We start from the raw sequence: 16,794 nt of genomic DNA on the forward strand, positions 1-16,794 counted from the left end.
ACCGTGAAGGCCGCGCCGGTGTTCGCCGGGGCGGGGGAGGCGGAGGAGGTCGCGGTGGCCGACGGGCTCGGTGTCGTGGTTCCGGAGGCGCGCGCGGCCTTCACGGTGACGTCGGCGTCCGGGCCGCAGCTCATGACGCCGCGCAGCATGTCCGGCGCCTTGTTGACGACCGCGCACGGGCCCAGGGTGGTCTTCCCGAGCGGGGCGTCCTTGCGATAGGTCACGCGGACCTGCGCGCTCGTGCTCGCGTGTGCATCGAGGGAGACGTCCGCACCGATGACGTCGAACTCGTACCCATCGGGGTTGTCACTCTCGGTCACCGGCTTGAGAGTGACCCACTTCCCCGACCGCAGTACCTGCACCGTGGTGTAGCGGTTCGTCAGGAGGACATCCGTGACGTTCTCGTACGCCGATGCCGTCGGGTTGTCGACCGTGGCCTTGAAGGTGATCGCCGGGCCACCGGCGGTCGCGGTAGCGGGGACACCCGACAGGTGGGTGTCCAGCCCGCCGACCGAGACCTGGTCCACATCGGTGTCGTTCGCCGCCCCCGACGCACCGGAGGAGATCATCGTCGTCAGCTTCACATGGTCGGTGCCGCCGTTGCTGTCGCCGTGGTGCGGGGTGCCCATGGGGAGCCCGAGGCGGAGCTGGACGGTCCGCGACTTTCCGGCGGCCAGCGGGAACTGCTCGGGCAGCTCACCACCGTAGACGGTGCCGTCGATGGCGCTCAGCGGCACCTTCTTCCATTCCGTGCCGTCGAGGCGGTACTCCAGGCTCAAGGCGTTGTCCGGCAGCCCGCCGCCGCCGTCGATGCGGTAGATCAGCCGAGCGGACGAGGTGTCGTCCGCGCCGGTGTTGGACGCCGTGGTGGTGAAGCCGACCGGCAGACCGCCCAGCCCGATCTCCGCGGGTGCCGCGGTGGACACGGCCAGCTCGGGCGTGCCGGTGCCGGCCGGCGCCGCCAGGGCGACCGGGGCCAGGACGGCTCCGGTGACGGACAGCAGCAGTCCGGCCGCGAGGACCGCGGCGGACGAACGCAGGCTGCGCGCAGTGGTGTTCAAGGTGTTCCCCCGTGATGTGTGTGGACGCGGCGGATTGCCGCGTCCTCCCCCGACGACGGGTGGATCGGCCCGTCGTCCCACACAGTTGGACAGGCCACCCGGGCCCGGGGTTGTGACCCCGAATGCCACGGTTCTGTGACAGGCCCGGCGCCCTTCCCCTCAGGCCTGCAACCCGTAGAACCGCATCGCCGAATTCGGGGTGAAGCCGATGCGCGGATACACCGGAGCGCCCGCCGCCGTCGCGTGCAGGGTCGCGCGCGTGAGGCCGGTGGCCCTGGCCCCCTCGTACAGTGCCTTGCGCGTCACCGCCTCCCCGTACCCCCGGCGCTCCCACTGCGGATCGGTGGCGACGAGCACGACGAAGAGCCGGCCCGCCGCCTCCACGGTCGCCGCACAGGTCACCGGCTCGCCCTGCCGCAGCCCGAGGTAGGCGTGCACCCCGCTCCTCCACAGCGAGGACCCGGCGAGCCCGTCGCGGCCGGCCTCCAGGGGGAACCCGTACGCGCGCGAGTTGAGGTCCGCGTAGGCGAGCAGGTGCTCCTCCTCGCTCACGCGTACGAAGTCCAGCTCCGGGTGCGCCGGTTCGGGAAGCGGGAACAGGTCGCCCGCCATGCCCGTACCTGGAAAGGCGTACGTCAGCCCGGCCCGCCCGGCCGCCTCGTCCAGAGAGGCGCGGGCCTCCGCGTCGAGGAGGTCTTCGAAGACCCAGAGGAAGCCGGGCCGCCGCTTCGCCCGCATGATGTCCGCAGCCTCGCCCAGGCGCCGTTCGGCGAGCCGGGCGTCCGCGCCGACCTCGGTCAGGGTGACGCAGTTCCAGAACGCGAAGCCGCAGTCGGCCCAGCGCACGGCGATCCCCGGCAGGTCGCGTACGTCCGCGCCGGCGTCCCGGTCCAGCACCATGGCCCGCCAGGCCACGGCGAGTTGTTCCATCGACTCCACCGATGCGTCGAGATCCGTCATCTCTGCTCCCCGGGTAGCGGGCGGGCGCGAGGGGTCGTCCGGGCGTGGACGGCCTCCGCCCGCCGTCACCGGGAGCCTAGGTCCGTGCCGCCCGCCCACGGGGGTGATTCATGCACCCGTGCACCTTTCGAGGCGGCGCCGGAAGAACGGGCTTGACCTGGAGCGCACTTCAACGCGGAGCATGAGGGACATGAACAACACGAACCCCCAGATCGTCCTGGGCACCATGGGCTTCGGCACGCAGGTCGACTCCGACACGTCCTTCGCGCTCCTCGACTCCTTCGTCGCGGGCGGCGGCGACTGGCTCGACACGGCGAACTGCTACTCCTTCTGGGCCGACCCGAGCGGTGTCGGCGGCGCCAGCGAGCGCGTGATCGGCGCCTGGCTCCGGGCCCGGCCCGGTGCGCGCGACTCCGTGCGGATCGCGACCAAGGTCCGGCAGAACCCGCTCGTCCCGCACTCCTGGCCCGAGAGCGCCGAAGGTCTTTCCGCCCGCGCTATTCACGCGGGCATGGAGGAGAGCCTGGAACGCCTCGGCGTCGACCACGTCGACCTGCTGTGGGCGCACGCCGAGGACCGCACCGTGCCCCTGGAGGAGACGGTCGGGGCATTCGGCGAGCTCGTCGCCAAGGGAGTCGCCCTGCGGGTCGGCGCGGCCAACCACACCGCCTGGCGCGTCGAGCGCGCCCGCTCGCTGGCCCGGGAGCAGGGCGCGGAGCCCTGGACCGCTCTGCAACTGCGCCACTCACTCGTCCAGCCGCGCCCGCTGACTCCGCTCGCCGAGGGCGGCCACCGCCACCTCACCCCCGATGACCTGGACCTCGCCGCGTCCGAGGGGCTCGACGTGTGGGCGTACAGCTCCCTGCTGTGGGGCTCCTACACCCGCCCGGACAAGCCGTTCCAGGACATCTACGACCACCCCGGCACCTCGCGGGTGCTGGCGGTCCTGGACGAGGTGGCCGAGGAGGTCTCCGCGACGAAGAACCAGGTCGTCCTGGCCTGGCTGCTCCACCAGGGCATCGCCCCCATCGTCGGCGTGAGCCGCGTCCAGCACGTCGAGGAGGCGCTTGCCGCCCGGGACGTCCGGCTCGGCGACGACCACCTGGCGCGGTTCGAGGCGGCGCGCTGAGGGGTGTCCCGTCGGGAATTGAGGGACGGCCCTCAGCGGGGGCGTTCCTCGCGGGCGCGGGGCCGGGCGGGCGCCTCGTCGCTCTCCGCGTCCGCGCTCAGCCCGGCCAGCAGGCGCAGTCCGTCCGCGGCCGGGCTGCCGGGCGCGGCGGACAGCACGATCATCTCCCGGCCCGGCGCATCCGCGAGGGCGAAGTTCTCCTGATGCAGTTCCAGCAGCCCGACCAGCGGGTGCCGGTAGACCTTGCGCCCGTGCGTACGGGCGCGCACGTCCGCGCGGGCCCACAGCCGGCGGAAGCGGTCGCTGCCCATCGAAAGCTCCCCGATGAGCGAGGCCAGCCGCGCGTCGTCCGGGTACTTGCCCGCGGCCAGCCGCAGATGGCCGACCGCGTCGAGGGTGCACTGCTCCCACTCCGCGTACAGACCGCGCTCGTTCTCCTCCAGGAACAGGTGCCGGGCGGTGTTCAGTCCCGGCAGCGGCCGGCCGTACAGTAGCCGGGCGAGGCGGTTGCCCGCGAGGATGTCCATGCGGTGGTCCATGAGCACCGCGGGGGCGTCCATGACCAGATCGAGGACCCGGAGCACCTCGGGCCGGACCCGCCCGCCGGGCGCCTTCGCCTGCCGGCGGCGCTGCCGGGCGAGCCGGTCCAGGTGCTCGCGCTCGGTGTCGTCCAGACCGAGGACGCGGGCGAGTGCGTCGAGTACCTGCTCGGAGGGCTGGGTGGCGCGCCCCTGCTCCAGGCGTACGTAGTAGTCGACGCTGACCCCGGACAGGTGCGCGACCTCTTCGCGGCGCAGGCCGTCGACCCGGCGGCGGCTGTCGGCGGAGATGCCGGCCGAGGCCGGGTCGACCCGGGCGCGCCGGGTCCGCAGGAATCCCGCGAGATCGTCCATGCCCCCAGTATGGCTACGCCCGCCCCGCGCGAGGGTGGCCCTGCGGGTACCAGGAAGTCCCGTCCGACGGAAGCGGCGCCCCTGAACAAGGGGCGCCGGGGCGGCCAGGATCGAGGCATCCGATCCGAAGGAGCCCGTCATGAAGACGCTCATCGTCCACGCCCACCCCGAGCCGCGGTCCCTCAACGGCTCGCTGAAGGACCTCGCGGTCTCGACACTGGAGGCCGCAGGGCACGAGGTGCGGGTGAGCGACCTGTACGCCATGAACTGGAAGGCCGTCGTCGACGCGGCGGACTACGGCCCCGAAGCCTCGAACCCCCTGAAGGTGGCCCGTGACTCGGGCCGCGCCTTCGACGCCGGGACGCTCACCCCGGACGTGCGCGCCGAGCAGGAGAAGCTGCTGTGGGCGGACACCGTCATCTTCCAGTTCCCGCTGTGGTGGTACTCGATGCCCGCCATCCTCAAGGGCTGGGTGGACCGCGTGTTCACGTTCCACTTCGCGTACGGCGTCGGCGAGCACAACGAGACCAAGTACGGCGAGCGCTACGGTGAAGGCACCCTCGCCGGCCGCCGGGCCCTGCTGTCGGTGACCGTCGGCGGCCTGGAGTCCCACTACTCGTCCCGGGGCATCAACGGCCCCATCGACGACCTGCTCTTCCCGATCCAGCACGGCATCCTGTACTACCCCGGCCTGGAGGTGCTGCCCCCGTTCATCCTCCACGGCACCGACCGGATGACCGAAGCGGACTACCCGGAGGTGGCCAAGGCCTGGGAAGAACGCCTGCTCACCCTGGAATCGACCGAGCCGATCGCGTTCCGCCGCCAGAACTTCGGCGACTACGAGATCCCGTCCCTCCACCTCAAGGAGGGCCTGGAACCGGCCGGCCGCACGGGCTTCGGCCTCCATGTGAGGGGGTGACGGCCGCGCTACCCTCGGCGTCCATGGTGCGGAGGAAGCGGTCGACGTCCCGGGTCCTGCTGGTCGACGAGGAGGACCGGCTGCTCCTGCTGTGCGGCCGCGACCCCCGCAGACCGGGCGCGCGATGGTGGTTCACCGTCGGTGGGGGCGTCGAGCCGGGGGAGAGCCCCGTACAGGCCGCCGTCCGTGAGACCTGGGAGGAGACGGCCCTGAGGATCGAGGGCGACCGGCTGGGCCCGCTCGCCTGGACGCGGCAGACGCTCTTCAGCGTCGACGGCCGGTTCTACGACCAGTACGAGGAGTACCGCCTGGCCCGCGTCACGGCGGACGAGGTCCGCTCCATGAACGTGGAGACGGAGGAGGCCCGCTACGGGCACCGCTGGTGGACCGTGCCGGAACTGGCAGGCACCGTCGAGACCGTCCGGCCGAAGGGGATGGCCACCCTCCTGCCCGGCCTGCTCACAGCCACCTACGCGGACGCGGGCCGGGCACCGCTGCATCTGGGGGACTTCGACGAGGACGCCGATCCGGAGTGAGCGCGGGCTCCTGAGCCCGGTCGTCGCCCGCGCGGTACGGGAAAGGGTGCCAACGCGGGAAGTCGTCGATTGCATTAGTGCGCGTCTGCAAGTATTGTCGATGCATGTAAGGCGCGCTTGCATGTACGTATGCGAGCCGGCGACCCCGGTCGCCGCCCGAGCCGCAGCACGACGGCGAAGACGAAAAGGAACACCCCCATGACTTCCGTACCCCACATCGCCCTCAACAACGGCGTACGCATGCCCCAGCTCGGCTTCGGCGTCTTCCAGGTTCCCGACGACGAGACCGCCGCCGCGGTCGGCCACGCCCTGGAAGCGGGCTACCGCAGCATCGACACGGCCGCGGTCTACGGCAACGAGCGCGGTGTCGGCCGGGCCATCGCCGACTCCGGCGTGCCGCGCGAGGAGCTCTTCGTCACCACCAAGCTGTGGAACGCCGACCAGGGCTACGACCAGACCCTCGCCGCGTTCGACGCCTCCCTGGCCAGGCTGGGCCTGGAAAGCGTCGACCTCTACCTCATCCACTGGCCCACCCCGGCCCGCGACCTGTACGTGGAGACGTACAAGGCTCTGGAGAAGATCCTTGCCGACGGCCGCGCCCGCGCCATCGGGGTCTCCAACTTCCAGGTCCCCCATCTGCGGCGGCTCATGGACCGCACCGGCACCGTCCCCGCCGTCAACCAGGTCGAGCTGCACCCCGGCCTCCAGCAGACGGAGCTGCGCGCCTTCCACGCCGAGCACGGCATCGCGACCGAGGCATGGAGCCCGCTGGCCCAGGGCGCGGTGCTGGAGGACGCGGCGATCACGCGGATCGCTCAGGCCAACGGCGTAACCCCCGCGCAGGTCGTGCTGCGGTGGCACCTGCAGACGGGCAACATCGTGATCCCCAAGTCCGTCACGCCCGCCCGCATCCGGCAGAACCTCGACGTCTTCGGATTCGAGCTCACCGACACCGACCTGGCCGACATCGCCGCCCTCGACCGGGGACTGCGCACCGGCCCGGACCCCGACACCCTCAACTGACGCAGCGCGGTGCCCGTCCGGCCGGACGGGCACCGCCGACGACCACCCGCCCGCGCGGGCAGCGCCACCGGCCCCGGGCACGAGGAGGACCCGCCATGCACATCGATCTCTCCGGCCGCACCGCCCTGGTCACCGGCTCCACCCAGGGCATCGGCGAGGCCATCGCCGTAGGGCTGGCCCGCGCGGGGGCACACGTCGTCGTCAACGGCCGCAACCAGGAACGGGTCGCCGAGGCCGTCCACGCCGTACGCGCCGCGTCCGGCAACGACGAGGTCACCGGCGCGGCGGGCGACCTCGCGACCGAGGACGGCACGGCGGCCGTGCTCCAGGCCGTGCCGGCGGCCGACATCCTGGTCAACAGCCTCGGCATCTTCGGGTCCGCCGCCCCGCTGGAGATCGACGACGCGGAGTGGCGCCGCTATTTCGAGGTCAACGTCCTCTCCGCCGTCCGCCTCATCCGCGCCTACCTTCCGGCCATGAAGGAGCAGGGCTGGGGGCGCGTCCTCAACATCGCCAGCGACTCGGCCGTGGTCATCCCCGCCGAGATGATCCACTACGGCATGACGAAGACCTCGCTGCTCGCCGTGTCCCGGGGCTTCGCCAAGGACGCCGCCGGTACCGGAGTCACGGTCAACTCCGTCATCGCCGGCCCCACCCACACCGGCGGCGTCGAGAACTTCGTCCGCGAACTCGTCGGCGCCGACCTCCCCTGGGACGAGGCACAGCACGCATTCATGGTCAGGCACCGCCCCCAGTCGCTGCTGCAACGCCTGATCGAACCGGAAGAGATCGCGCACATGGTCGTCTACCTCGCGTCGCCGCTCGCCTCCGCGACCACGGGCGGCGCCCTGCGCGTCGACGGCGGGTACGTCGACTCGATCCTGCCCTGAGCCCGCCGGCCGCTACGCCTCGTCCACATGGGCGTCCTGCGCCGCCATCACCTCGTCGCCGTGCTCGAAGGCCCACGCCCCGATGGTGTCGATGGGTCCCAGCAAGGTACGCCCCAGACCGGTGAGTTCGTACTCCACATGCGGAGGGGAACCGGGGTACGCCTGCCGGGACACAAGCCCGTTGTACTGGAGGCGGCGCAGTGTCTCGGTGAGCACCTTTGGGCTGATCGACCCGATGTGCTCGCGCAGTTCGACCGGGCGGCGGGGGCCGTCGCGCAGGGACCAGAGCACCACGGCGTTCCACGTGTGGGAGAGCAGGTCGAAGGCGAGGCGGGCGCGGCAGTCGGCGAGGAAGGCGTCGGTGGTCACGTACCAGATGGTGCCCGAGCCGCGTTCTAGCGTCGATGCGAACGGCTGAACGGGCCGCCATCGAAAGGACATGCGTGATGAGGATCGGCGTACTGGGCGCGGGGAACATGGCGGAGGCGCTGGCCACCCACTGGGTGCGGGCCGGGCATGACATCGTCGTCGGGGGGCGTGACGCGGGGCGGGCGGGGCGTACAAGCCCTACAGCAATACATCACACGCGAAGGCAAGACCACCGTCGGACGACAGCACATCGAACAGCTGCCCGACGGGACGTCCGTGCGCCTGGGCGTGTTCCTGAGCAACCACAAAAACCGCCGCGACAAACTCACCAACAACCAACTCACCACCCTCACCAACCTCGGACTGGAATGGGCGACGTAACGGTCGGCTGGCCGTTCCGGTTCCCTACCGGGTGCGGTCGGGTCAGACGGTCGTGCTGTCCTCGAAGTAGAACCAGTTGTCCCCGCTGTCCGGACCGAAATAGTAGTCGGTGTCCTTCTGCGGCTCGGCGACGACGATCGCAGACGCCTTGTCGTGAAGGTTGCCTTCCACCTTGCGGATGTCGGCGGAGAGGGTGACCTGGGCTCCCGTGAAGTCTGCGTGCTCGTAGAGCGTGGCCGTCCATCCTTCGAGGTCGCGGACGGAGGAGATGCAGTCGTTCATGGCCGGGTCGAGCTTGTGGCGTCCTGCCTCAAGACTTGGCGGTCTTGCCCTTGTAGTCGATATCGATATATACAGTCACAGACACCGCAAGACATCCTTTCTCAAAGTTTTATGGCATAGCAACTCTATGAGCCATATCGCTTGATGAGTAATGACCTGATACAGAATCAGCCAAGGTGGTAAATACGACCAGTAGGGCAAGGGGTGGGCGGCTGCTGTGGCTGCTGGCTGCGGTCATCTGCTACTGGGGGGCTGGGGCATGCGCGAGGCGGCGGCCCCCGGCGCTGAGCCAAGCCTGGGCCCTGCCGCAAAGGCGGGGGCCCGCGCGGACGGTTGCGGGAGCTCCGTCGATGTACGTGAGGAGTGCGACCGTCCCGGCCCTTGCGGGCACGGGGTGCTGCCCCTGGTCTTCCCGAAGGGGCCTTTCTTCTCGGGTTGCCGGGCCCGAACCTTGACGGTGAGGGCCGTTCGGTGGCGGCCGGGAATGTGGGTGCCGTGACGTACGCGAGGCTGCCGCAGCAGAGTGCGCTCCCCGAACGGGTGGCAGGGGTGAGCAGGCGGGCCTCCGACGCTGTTCCCCGGCTGGCCGATATGCAGCGCAGCTTCGGCAACGCGGCGGTCTCTCGAGCGCTGACCGGCGCCCTCGTACAGCGCTACACCGAGCCGGACGGGGAGCGGGACATCGCGGACACCGCGCCGTACGACCGGATCTCGCAGAACGGGAGGATCGCGGTCTCGGGCCGCCAGGAGGCCTTCGCGGAAGCCGAGTTGATCGCATCGGCGAACACGGTGCTGGCCGCGTCGGAGCAGGTCCGCATCCGCCTCGAGGCGGGCCGTGAGGTGGTGGTCGGCGGCCGGGTGCTGCATCGGGTGCTGCCTGTCTTCGCGTCGAGGGAGGCGGCCGAGGCCGCACGGGCGAACAGCGAACACGAACCCCTCGCGGGTGAGAGTGCGCAGGACAGGGCGGCGAAGCTCGACTCCTACCGGCGGAGCGTGGTTCAGCCGCCTGCCGCGCTCGGACTGCTCCTCCAGGACGTCGCCAGGCTGGCGGGTAGGGGGCGCCCCAGCGACGGGAGCGTCAACGGTGTGCACCAGCGGCTGCTCGCACTCGCGATGGAGAACCAGGGCGCGACGTGGGCTGCCGCGAACGTCCCGGTCAACCCGCTGCTCGACCCGGTCGATTATCTGAAGACCGCAGGGCGGCTCATCGGCGTGATCGTCATGGAGTACGCCGGTTCCCGGGAGCCGGAGCGTGTGATGCAGGACCTCCTCATCACGATGCCCAACGACTGCCAGGCCGCCGCGCAGAGGCTGCTCGGCACCAGGATGGGCGAGCTGCAGCAAGCAGGGGCCGAACCCGCGGTCGGCCAGAACCACTACGTGAACCTGAGCGATGCGCCCGGTCGGTGGAACAACCATTTCGGCGCGGTGATCATGCGGGACGGCGACGACACCCTCACCTTCGAGGCCGCGGCGGACAGCACCAGCCGTATCGGCGAAGGGAAGTCCCTCGGATACTTCGCGTTGTACGGGAAGCAGGGGACCTCGCAGTCCTTCGACGCGGACCTGCGCCGGCAGAACGCTGCGGGGAACGGGTGAACCGCCCTCACTTGCGGCGGCAAAGGGTGTTCAGGTGGCTCGGACGATCACCGCTATGCCGCCGGTCGGGCGTTCGTTGCGGTACTGGGCGATCTGGAAGGGGGCGAAGGATTCGTTGCCCAGGTCGTCGGTGACGACGAGCAGGAGTTCCAGGGGGCGTTGTTCTCCCGGGGCGAGTGTGAGTGTGTGGGTCAGTTCGTTCTGGGCCTGGGCCTCTCCCCCGGTGGTCGTGTCCTTGAGGGAGAGCCAGGCGGAGGCGGTCACGGGGCGCAGGCGTTCGTCGTTGGGGATGTTGGCCCATAGTTCCCGGGGCATGGGGCGGACGCTGATCTGGTAGTCGGCTTCGTCGTCCGTCGGGTTGGTCGCGAGGAAGGTGAAGGGCTGGGGTGCGGCGGGGGCGGCGGGCAGGACGGCCAGGTTGTGCTGGGCCCAGTGGCGGTCGTTGACGGGGTCCGCGAGGCCTCCGGCGGCGACGTTGTCCAGGGGGTGCCAGACCTTGGCGAGGAGGCAGATGTGGTTGCCCGAGCTTGCCGGGATCCTGGCGGTGAGGGGGGTGGTCTCGGCCCGGCCGCCGTGCGGGGGTACCGCGACGGGTGAGAAGCCCATGAACTTCGAGGGGTCGGGGATGACGGGCCCGCTGACCGGTGTGGACCACCACAGGCCGACGTAGGCCATCGAGGGGCTGTTTCCGCCCTGCCAGTTACCGATGGCCACCTGGGCGGTCAGGTCCTGGCCGGGCTGGAACGCCGTCAGCGGCTGGATCCCTGAACAGAGGTACCAGCAGACGCCGTTGGGCACGGGCCGTTCGCCGTCGTCCTCCCCCACGTCGGGCAGGTCGGGCGGCGGGTAGCTGTGGATGTAGAGGTAGGGGCGGTCGTTGCCGCCCTCGTGCGGCTGTTGCTTGCGGCCTCGATCGGTGTCCATGGCTGGGTCCTCACAGGTCCTGGTAGGCGAGGATGTCCACGTCCACCGGGTCGTCGTCGATCGAGCCGCGGGTGGTCCAGCACGGGTGGGCCGTGTGCCGGTCCGCGTCGAGGTCGAGGTTCCTGTCGCCGGGTGTGCCCTGGGCGATGTCCTGCCACCGGCGTACGCAGTCGGGGCCGGTGGCCGTCAGGACGATGCCCGGAGCGGCACCGACGGGGACGGTCTTCGTGTAGTCGACCGGGTTCTCCATCTCGGTCCGCGGATACCGGTAGAACGTGCGGACGTCGTCCGTCTCGGGGCGGTGCGGCTGCAGGGTGTCGCTCGGTACGGCGAGGAACTGGTGGTACAGCGGGTAGCCGAGCCGGCCGTCGGGGTAGATGAGGCCGCAGCCGGACAGGAAGGCGCCCGCCTTGCCGAGGGCCTCCCAGAGGCGTACGTGGAGGTCGTACAACTGGGATACGAGCTGGTCGAGTTGGGGGACTGCGGCGGCCGCGGTGAACCCGGTGCCGGTGAGGGGCTGGCTCTGCGAGGCCAGTGCGTCCTTCTCGGCCTGGCTGAGGTCGGTGGTGAACGCGTTCCGCCAGTTCTCCGCCACGTGCTTGTCCCAGAACGTGCAGGTCTTTCCCTTGCCCCACTCCTCCCAGCAGGGGCCTCCGAGCAGGACGGCGAAGCAGAGGAAGGCCAGTACGGCCAGGCAGAAGCTGCCGCAGGCGCTCTCGCTGTCGGCGGTGCTGTCCGTCGCTGTCGGTGGCCCCACCTGCCCGCCGCCGTACCCGTGGTAGGTGGTGGGTTTCACGCCGGGCCCGTGGGCGTACGAGGGTGTGGCTGTCTCCGGGGTGACGGCCGCCTGCGGTGGGTGCGCGGGGTCGGCGAAGATCTTCGTGATGAACGGGGCCGGGGGCAGGGCCGGTGCGGGCGGCTGGACGAAGGTATCGAGGAGTTCCAGCTGCCTGACCAGGCGTCCGTAACCCACAGCCAGATCGGGTACGGGGCTCAGCTGCGACAGGTCGTACGTGCCCTCCAGCGTCCTGGTGAGGAAGTCGGCCGTCTCGCCCGGCAGGGTCGCCTCCGGTGCGTTGCCGAAGTGCAGGGAGTCCGCGATCCCCCGGCAGCTGCGTACGTCCGGATACTGTTCGCCGCACCAGGATCCGACGGAGTTGCGGGCGATGCGGTCCCGGAGCCGGTGGGTGCGGCGGGGCCCGCCGACAACCTGTGTGAGGTAGACCGACCCGAGGGCGTTCGCCGAGTAGCCGGACAGGATGCCGAAGGCGAGGGCGCGGGTCTCCCCCGTGCCGGCTTCGCCGAACGCGGTCCGTACGAGTGCGTCGGTCCTGCGGGCGAGGTAGACGTCTCCCCAGCCCCACTGGGACACGGGTTCGTCCTGCTGGCGGGGGTGGCGCGGGATGTGGGCCATGGTCCGCAGGCGCTTGCCGAGGCTGTCCATCCGGACGAACGTGCCCCTGGCGTCGCTCGTGGCGTGGCGCAGGCTCAGGGTGGCCGCGCAGAACCTGGACGCGGCGTCCGGGCTCGACGGGTCGGACAGGGTTGCCTCGATCTCGCCGCGGATTCTGCCGATCTCGGCGTAGAGGGCGAGGCCGTCCGTCCACATCTTCGCCGCTTCTTCGAGCAGGTCGGCCTCGGTGCCGTCGGACGCGGCGTGCGCGAGGAGGTGGTCGAGCAGGGCGCCGAGTCTCGCGTGGGCGGGGTGATCGGCGCAGTCGTCCACGAGCTGGTTGCGGGCTGCGTCGAGTGCGGGGTCCACGGGTGCGGAAGCGAGGGTGGTGAGCTGTTGCGAGAGGGCAACGACGTGCGTACGGGCGTCGATCATGACGCACACCCCGATTCGGGTGGTGGTGATGACCTGCCGGAAGAGATCCGCAACAGATGCGGTCCGGCCGCCGGCGCGATGCGCACTCCCTGCGACTCACCGGGCCTTCGATCGCGCATTGCGAGATTCTCGAAATGGCCTGTGCCACCAGGATCCCGCCGTTGACCGCAGGCAGCAACTCAGTCGTACGGGGCGGTCGGCAGACGTCCTGTCACGTCTCCGGGTTCCAGGCCTCGACCAGGTCGAGGAGGCCCGGGAAGCGGGTGCTGAGGTCGTCGACGCGTACGTGACTGCGGCGCTCCAGGCCGTACTGGCGCTGGCGGGTGATGCCGGCCTCCCGCAGGGCCTTGAAGTGGTGGGTCAGCGACGACTTGGGGCGGTCCAGGCCGAACCAGCCGCAGGGATGGTCGAACTCCTCGGATTCCAGCAGGAGTTTGCGGACGATCGTCAGGCGGAGGGGGTCGCTGAGCGCGCTCAGGACGGTTTCCAGGCGCAGGTCCTCGACCGCCGGTTCCGGCAGGGGCTGCGGGAGTTGCCTGCCGGTGGCTGCGGCGCCTGTGGGCGTGGGCACGGGTGCCTCCTCTTCTGGTCGTCGATCTCTCGCTTGTACGAATTTCATCGTACTGCATGCTAAGTTCGAGTTGAGTCGTACTACTGGGAGTCGGGGAGGAACAGTCATGTCCGGAACTCGGGTCGAGGGCGTTCAGGGCGCTGTTGGGGAGCGGAAGGGCGCCGATGTCCCGCTGCGGTGGGTCTGGCTGGCCGCGTGGCCGGTCGCCGCCGTGTTCGTGCTCTCCAATGCGGCGACGCCGCTGTACGTGCTGTGGCAGCGGGACATCGGGTTCTCCAAGGGCACGCTGACCGTGGTGTTCGCGTGCTACATCGTCGGGCTGCTGGGCTCGCTGCTGGTGTCCGGCGTGGCCTCCGACCGGCTCGGGCGCAAGCCCGTGCTGCTGCCCGCCCTGGGCCTCGCCCTGATCGCCTGCCTGGTCTTCGCCACCGCCACCACGGTGGCCGCGCTGATCGTGGCACGGTTCTTCGCCGGGATCGCCGTCGGCGCCGTCGTCTCGGCCGGCATGGCCGCGGTCACCGATGTGGCCGGTCCGGGCCGCCGGGGCCTCGCCGCCCTGCTCGCCTCCTGCGCGATGGTCTTCGGGGCGGGGCTCGGGCCGCTGCTGGCCGGAGTCTTCTCCGAGACGCTGCCCGCGCCGACCGTCACCGTCTTCGTCGTCGAGGCCGTGCTGCTGCTGACCGCCGTGGCCGCCGTGCTGCGGATGCCGCTTCGGCGGCCCGGGGCTCCGGTGCGGGGGGCCTGGGTGCGCGTGCCCGGCGTGCCTCGCGACAGCCGCCGGCAACTCCGGCTGGGAATCGCCGTGTTCGCACCGGGTATCACCGCCACCTCATTCGTGCTCTCGCTCGGCCCCTCCCTCCTGTCGGGGCTGCTCGGGACGACGAGCCGGATCGTCGCCGGGGCCATGGCCTTCGCCATGTTCCTCACCTCGACCGGCGTGCAGTTCGCCGTCCAGCGCCTCGCCCGGCCCTCGATCCTGTCCGCCGGGGCCGTGAGCACCGTGCTGAGCATGGTCGCGCTGATCGTCGCCGTGCACACCTCGTCGGTGCCTGTGCTCGTCGCCGCCGCGCTGCTGGCCGGCGCGGGGCAGGGGATGGGGCAGCTCGGGGGTCTGTCGCTGCTCAACTCGAGCGTCCCGCCCCGGCGCCTCGCGGAGGCCAACGCCGCGCTCAACGTGGGCGGGTACGTCCCGGCGGGGCTGCTGCCCGTGTCCGTCGGCTACCTCAGCGACGGCGTGGGGCTGACCGGTGCGGCCACGGTGTTCGGCGTCGTCCTCGCGGCGCTCGCGGGCGCGGGCGGGGCGGTGGTCCTGGTCGGCCGTCGTGGCCTCGTCCGCCCGTGAGGCGGGCACTCCCCCGGCGGCCGCGCATTATTACGCCGTAATAATGCCGAGCGCCGGGCCCTCCGCGCAGGGGCCGGTGGCGCAGTATTACGCCGTAATAATGCCGGCCGCCGCGCGCTCCGGACGGGGTCCGGGGTGCGCATTATTACGGCGTAATACTGCGCGTGCTGCGGCCGCTAGGGTCGTCGTATGCGCGCCGATCGGCTGGTCTCGCTCGTGTTGTTGCTGCGGCAGCGCGGGCGGCTGACCGCGAGTGCCCTGGCCCGTGAGCTGGAGGTGTCCACCCGCACCGTCCTGCGCGATATCGAGGCGCTGTCCGCGGCGGGGGTCCCGGTCTACGCCGAGCGCGGGCGGCACGGCGGCTTCGTTTTGCTGCCCGGCTTCCGGACCGAGCTGACCGGGCTGAACCACGACGAGGCCCTCGCCCTGCTGGCCGCCGGGTCGGGGCGCGGCGGGCAGGCGTTCGGGCTGGGGGCGGCGCTCGCGTCGGCCATGCGCAAGGTGGTGGACGCGTTGCCGCCGGGCCACCCGGCCACCGCGGGCGACGCGGCCCGGCGGTTCCTCGTCGAGCCGGAGACCGATCTGCTCTCGCGTCCGGTGGTCACCGATGAGGTGCCCGGCGCGGTGATGACCGAGATCCGGCGGGCGGTGCTCGCCGGGCACAAGCTGCGTATCGAGTACGTGGCCGCGGGCCAGTCGCCGCGGTGGCGCACCGTGGATCCGGTGGGGCTGGTGACGGTCCGGGAGCGGGGGTACCTACTGGCGCTGCGAGCGGGACAGGACCGCACGTACCGGCTGTCGCGGGTGCGGGCGGCCGAGGAGCTTCCGGAGGCGGCCGAGCGGCCGGACGCGGTGGATCTGGAGCGGGCCTGGAAGGAGCGCTGCGCGCAGTTCCTGTCCGGGGACCCTGTCGCCGTGTCGGTGCGGGTGAACCCGGAGCGGCGGGAGGAGCTGCTGCGTACCGTGGTGGCCGTGCGGGCGGCGGAGTCCGAGGAGGACGGGCGGCTGCGGCTGGCCGTGACGTTCCAGGATCTGCGCCATGCGGAGTGGGCGCTGTGGCGGTTCGGGACCGATGCCGAGGTCCTGTCCCCCGCGTCGCTGCGTGCGGTGCTGCACAAGCGTGCCGTCACGCTCGCCGCCCATTACGCGGACCGCTCCCCCGGTATTACGCCGTAATAATCGAGGGGCAGGCGGAGGATTATTACGGCGTAATAATCCTCCGCCTGCCCCCAGGGGCGGCTACTCGGCGTCGACCGCCGGGGTCTTCTCCGCCCTCATCCGCTTCGACTCCTCGATCTTGAAGTCCACGAGCAGCTCCGTCAGCTTCCTCCGGGACGGGACGTCCAGCTCGGCGATGATCAGGCTCGCCAAGGTGTAGGCGTCGGTCGACGGCAGGCGGGTGGGGGGCTCGGCGGGGGACTGCGTCTTCTGCTTGGGGGCAGTTCGGCAAGGAGGGCGAGCCCTTCGACCCGACGGTCCACGAGGCCCTGATGCACAGCTACGCGCCGGACGTCACGGAGACGACCTGCGTGGCGATCCTGCAGCCCGGCTACCGGATCGGCGAGCGCACCATCCGTCCCGCGCGGGTCGCGGTCGCCGAGCCCCAGCCGGGGGCGGCTCCCGTGGCCGCGAAGGAAGAGAAGACAGACGACGAGGAGAGCGGTGGCGGCGAGGAGGTCTGACATCCTGTCCGATCACCTGGCAGCACACCGTCCGGCCACCAGGACCTCCCGTCCGGCCGGTGCCAGGGCCTGCGGGCCCGGCACCGGCCGGACGGGAGGCTCCCGGCCGGTCGTCCGGAAGGAGGGACGTCGATGAGTACGAAGGACTTCGTCGAGAAGGACTACTACAAGGTTCTCGGCGTCCCCAAGGACGCCACCGACGCCGAGATCAAGAAGGCGTACCGGAAGCTCGCCCGCGAGTTCCATCCGGACGCCAACAAGGGCGACGACAAGGCGGAGGAGCGTTTCAAGGAGATCTCCGAGGCGAATGACGTCCTCGGCGACGCCAATAAGCGCAAGGAGTACGACGAGGCGCGCGCCCTCTTCGGCAACGGCGGCTTCCGCGCCGGGCCCGGCGGCGCCCAG

At 71.0% G+C, this 16,794-nt stretch carries 19 protein-coding genes and 2 pseudogenes; 12 read left to right on the forward strand and 9 right to left on the reverse strand.

Annotated features, from left to right (window positions below; all coding sequences use genetic code 11):
- On the reverse strand, positions 1-1,061 hold a 1,061-nt coding region (locus tag EAO73_RS04135; RefSeq protein ID WP_147971374.1), incomplete at its 3' end, for a hypothetical protein.
- A 159-nt stretch (positions 1,062-1,220) separates the two neighbouring features.
- Positions 1,221-2,021, reverse strand: coding sequence for a GNAT family N-acetyltransferase (locus EAO73_RS04140; protein WP_147970143.1), 801 nt, complete (start codon positions 2,019-2,021; stop codon positions 1,221-1,223).
- A gap of 190 nt (positions 2,022-2,211) precedes the next feature.
- Between EAO73_RS04140 and EAO73_RS04145 the strand changes: the two genes are divergently transcribed.
- Complete coding sequence (locus EAO73_RS04145; protein WP_147970144.1) at positions 2,212-3,150, forward strand: aldo/keto reductase; 939 nt, start codon at positions 2,212-2,214, stop codon at positions 3,148-3,150.
- Between the two features lie 32 nt (positions 3,151-3,182).
- Here EAO73_RS04145 and EAO73_RS04150 read toward each other — a convergent pair whose 3' ends face one another.
- Complete coding sequence (locus tag EAO73_RS04150; protein ID WP_147970145.1) at positions 3,183-4,043, reverse strand: helix-turn-helix transcriptional regulator; 861 nt, start codon at positions 4,041-4,043, stop codon at positions 3,183-3,185.
- Positions 4,044-4,182: 139 nt separating this feature from the next.
- Here EAO73_RS04150 and EAO73_RS04155 point away from each other — a divergent pair, with 139 nt between their 5' ends.
- The 4 genes from EAO73_RS04155 (at position 4,183) to EAO73_RS04170 (ending at position 7,411) form a co-directional block, all read left to right on the forward strand.
- Positions 4,183-4,962 (forward strand): NAD(P)H-dependent oxidoreductase, encoded by a 780-nt coding sequence (locus EAO73_RS04155; RefSeq protein ID WP_147970146.1) that lies wholly within the window; start codon positions 4,183-4,185, stop codon positions 4,960-4,962.
- A gap of 23 nt (positions 4,963-4,985) precedes the next feature.
- The gene (locus tag EAO73_RS04160; protein ID WP_147970147.1) at positions 4,986-5,498 is read left to right on the forward strand and encodes an NUDIX hydrolase; all 513 of its coding nucleotides are present in this window, start codon (positions 4,986-4,988) and stop codon (positions 5,496-5,498) included.
- Positions 5,499-5,696: 198 nt separating this feature from the next.
- Positions 5,697-6,521 (forward strand): aldo/keto reductase, encoded by an 825-nt coding sequence (locus tag EAO73_RS04165; protein WP_147970148.1) that lies wholly within the window; start codon positions 5,697-5,699, stop codon positions 6,519-6,521.
- Positions 6,522-6,616: 95 nt separating this feature from the next.
- Positions 6,617-7,411, forward strand: a complete 795-nt coding sequence (locus EAO73_RS04170; RefSeq protein ID WP_147970149.1) for an SDR family NAD(P)-dependent oxidoreductase — start codon at positions 6,617-6,619, stop codon at positions 7,409-7,411.
- A gap of 12 nt (positions 7,412-7,423) precedes the next feature.
- Here the strand turns inward: EAO73_RS04170 and EAO73_RS04175 are convergent, their stop codons facing one another.
- The gene (locus tag EAO73_RS04175; protein ID WP_147970150.1) at positions 7,424-7,780 is read right to left on the reverse strand and encodes a winged helix-turn-helix transcriptional regulator; all 357 of its coding nucleotides are present in this window, start codon (positions 7,778-7,780) and stop codon (positions 7,424-7,426) included.
- A 77-nt stretch (positions 7,781-7,857) separates the two neighbouring features.
- Here EAO73_RS04175 and EAO73_RS04180 point away from each other — a divergent pair.
- A pseudogene (locus EAO73_RS04180) lies at positions 7,858-7,971 on the forward strand (NAD(P)-binding domain-containing protein); the annotation flags it as partial.
- Positions 7,928-8,161 carry a hypothetical protein gene (locus EAO73_RS04185; RefSeq protein WP_191134026.1) on the forward strand — a complete coding sequence of 78 codons (234 nt, stop codon included), beginning with the start codon at positions 7,928-7,930 and terminating at the stop codon, positions 8,159-8,161. The pseudogene EAO73_RS04180 and the gene EAO73_RS04185, both read left to right, overlap by 44 nt.
- A gap of 42 nt (positions 8,162-8,203) precedes the next feature.
- Here EAO73_RS04185 and EAO73_RS04190 read toward each other — a convergent pair whose 3' ends face one another.
- Positions 8,204-8,443, reverse strand: a complete 240-nt coding sequence (locus EAO73_RS04190; protein ID WP_147970151.1) for a hypothetical protein — start codon at positions 8,441-8,443, stop codon at positions 8,204-8,206.
- A 495-nt stretch (positions 8,444-8,938) separates the two neighbouring features.
- Between EAO73_RS04190 and EAO73_RS04195 the strand changes: the two genes are divergently transcribed.
- Positions 8,939-10,042: a hypothetical protein gene (locus EAO73_RS04195; protein WP_147970152.1), complete on the forward strand. Its 1,104-nt coding sequence runs from the start codon at positions 8,939-8,941 to the stop codon at positions 10,040-10,042.
- A gap of 30 nt (positions 10,043-10,072) precedes the next feature.
- Here EAO73_RS04195 and EAO73_RS04200 read toward each other — a convergent pair whose 3' ends face one another.
- The 3 genes from EAO73_RS04200 to EAO73_RS04210 form a co-directional block, all read right to left on the reverse strand.
- A complete protein-coding gene (locus EAO73_RS04200) occupies positions 10,073-10,966 on the reverse strand; it encodes a hypothetical protein (RefSeq protein ID WP_147970153.1) in 894 nt (297 codons plus the stop codon).
- Between the two features lie 10 nt (positions 10,967-10,976).
- Positions 10,977-12,794: a hypothetical protein gene (locus EAO73_RS04205; RefSeq protein WP_147970154.1), complete on the reverse strand. Its 1,818-nt coding sequence runs from the start codon at positions 12,792-12,794 to the stop codon at positions 10,977-10,979.
- A gap of 211 nt (positions 12,795-13,005) precedes the next feature.
- The gene (locus EAO73_RS04210; protein ID WP_147970155.1) at positions 13,006-13,365 is read right to left on the reverse strand and encodes an ArsR/SmtB family transcription factor; all 360 of its coding nucleotides are present in this window, start codon (positions 13,363-13,365) and stop codon (positions 13,006-13,008) included.
- A gap of 106 nt (positions 13,366-13,471) precedes the next feature.
- Here EAO73_RS04210 and EAO73_RS04215 point away from each other — a divergent pair, with 106 nt between their 5' ends.
- Together EAO73_RS04215 and EAO73_RS04220 are read left to right on the forward strand one after the other, a co-directional pair.
- Positions 13,472-14,707 (forward strand): MFS transporter, encoded by a 1,236-nt coding sequence (locus EAO73_RS04215; RefSeq protein WP_147970156.1) that lies wholly within the window; start codon positions 13,472-13,474, stop codon positions 14,705-14,707.
- 189 nt (positions 14,708-14,896) lie between these two features.
- A complete protein-coding gene (locus EAO73_RS04220) occupies positions 14,897-15,883 on the forward strand; it encodes a helix-turn-helix transcriptional regulator (RefSeq protein WP_147970157.1) in 987 nt (328 codons plus the stop codon).
- A gap of 63 nt (positions 15,884-15,946) precedes the next feature.
- On the opposite strand, the gene EAO73_RS37075 is transcribed toward EAO73_RS04220, so the two are convergent.
- Positions 15,947-16,078, reverse strand: a complete 132-nt coding sequence (locus tag EAO73_RS37075) for a hypothetical protein (RefSeq protein ID WP_263576292.1) — start codon at positions 16,076-16,078, stop codon at positions 15,947-15,949.
- Between the two features lie 68 nt (positions 16,079-16,146).
- Here EAO73_RS37075 and grpE point away from each other — a divergent pair.
- Positions 16,147-16,389: pseudogene (gene grpE / locus EAO73_RS04230) on the forward strand (nucleotide exchange factor GrpE); the annotation flags it as partial.
- A 132-nt stretch (positions 16,390-16,521) separates the two neighbouring features.
- Positions 16,522-16,794: DnaJ domain-containing protein (locus tag EAO73_RS04235; protein WP_147971375.1), on the forward strand; the 273-nt coding region annotated here is incomplete at its 3' end.

The organism is Streptomyces sp. col6, from assembly GCF_008042035.1.
Classification (GTDB): domain Bacteria; phylum Actinomycetota; class Actinomycetes; order Streptomycetales; family Streptomycetaceae; genus Streptomyces.

What these genes read in the sequence shown, in the direction of transcription:
- EAO73_RS04220 (WP_147970157.1), top strand. Translation starts at nt 14,897, where the DNA reads ATGCGCGCCGATCGGCTGGTCTCGCTCGTGTTGTTGCTGCGGCAGCGC.
- EAO73_RS04145 (WP_147970144.1), top strand. Translation starts at nt 2,212, where the DNA reads ATGAACAACACGAACCCCCAGATCGTCCTGGGCACCATGGGCTTCGGC.
- EAO73_RS04165 (WP_147970148.1), top strand. Translation starts at nt 5,697, where the DNA reads ATGACTTCCGTACCCCACATCGCCCTCAACAACGGCGTACGCATGCCC.
- EAO73_RS04185 (WP_191134026.1), top strand. Translation starts at nt 7,928, where the DNA reads ATGACATCGTCGTCGGGGGGCGTGACGCGGGGCGGGCGGGGCGTACAA.
- EAO73_RS04190 (WP_147970151.1), bottom strand. Translation starts at nt 8,443, where the DNA reads ATGAACGACTGCATCTCCTCCGTCCGCGACCTCGAAGGATGGACGGCC.
- EAO73_RS04140 (WP_147970143.1), bottom strand. Translation starts at nt 2,021, where the DNA reads ATGACGGATCTCGACGCATCGGTGGAGTCGATGGAACAACTCGCCGTG.
- EAO73_RS04155 (WP_147970146.1), top strand. Translation starts at nt 4,183, where the DNA reads ATGAAGACGCTCATCGTCCACGCCCACCCCGAGCCGCGGTCCCTCAAC.
- EAO73_RS04160 (WP_147970147.1), top strand. Translation starts at nt 4,986, where the DNA reads ATGGTGCGGAGGAAGCGGTCGACGTCCCGGGTCCTGCTGGTCGACGAG.
- EAO73_RS04150 (WP_147970145.1), bottom strand. Translation starts at nt 4,043, where the DNA reads ATGGACGATCTCGCGGGATTCCTGCGGACCCGGCGCGCCCGGGTCGAC.
- EAO73_RS04215 (WP_147970156.1), top strand. Translation starts at nt 13,472, where the DNA reads ATGTCCGGAACTCGGGTCGAGGGCGTTCAGGGCGCTGTTGGGGAGCGG.
- EAO73_RS04170 (WP_147970149.1), top strand. Translation starts at nt 6,617, where the DNA reads ATGCACATCGATCTCTCCGGCCGCACCGCCCTGGTCACCGGCTCCACC.
- EAO73_RS04200 (WP_147970153.1), bottom strand. Translation starts at nt 10,966, where the DNA reads ATGGACACCGATCGAGGCCGCAAGCAACAGCCGCACGAGGGCGGCAAC.
- EAO73_RS04205 (WP_147970154.1), bottom strand. Translation starts at nt 12,794, where the DNA reads ATGATCGACGCCCGTACGCACGTCGTTGCCCTCTCGCAACAGCTCACC.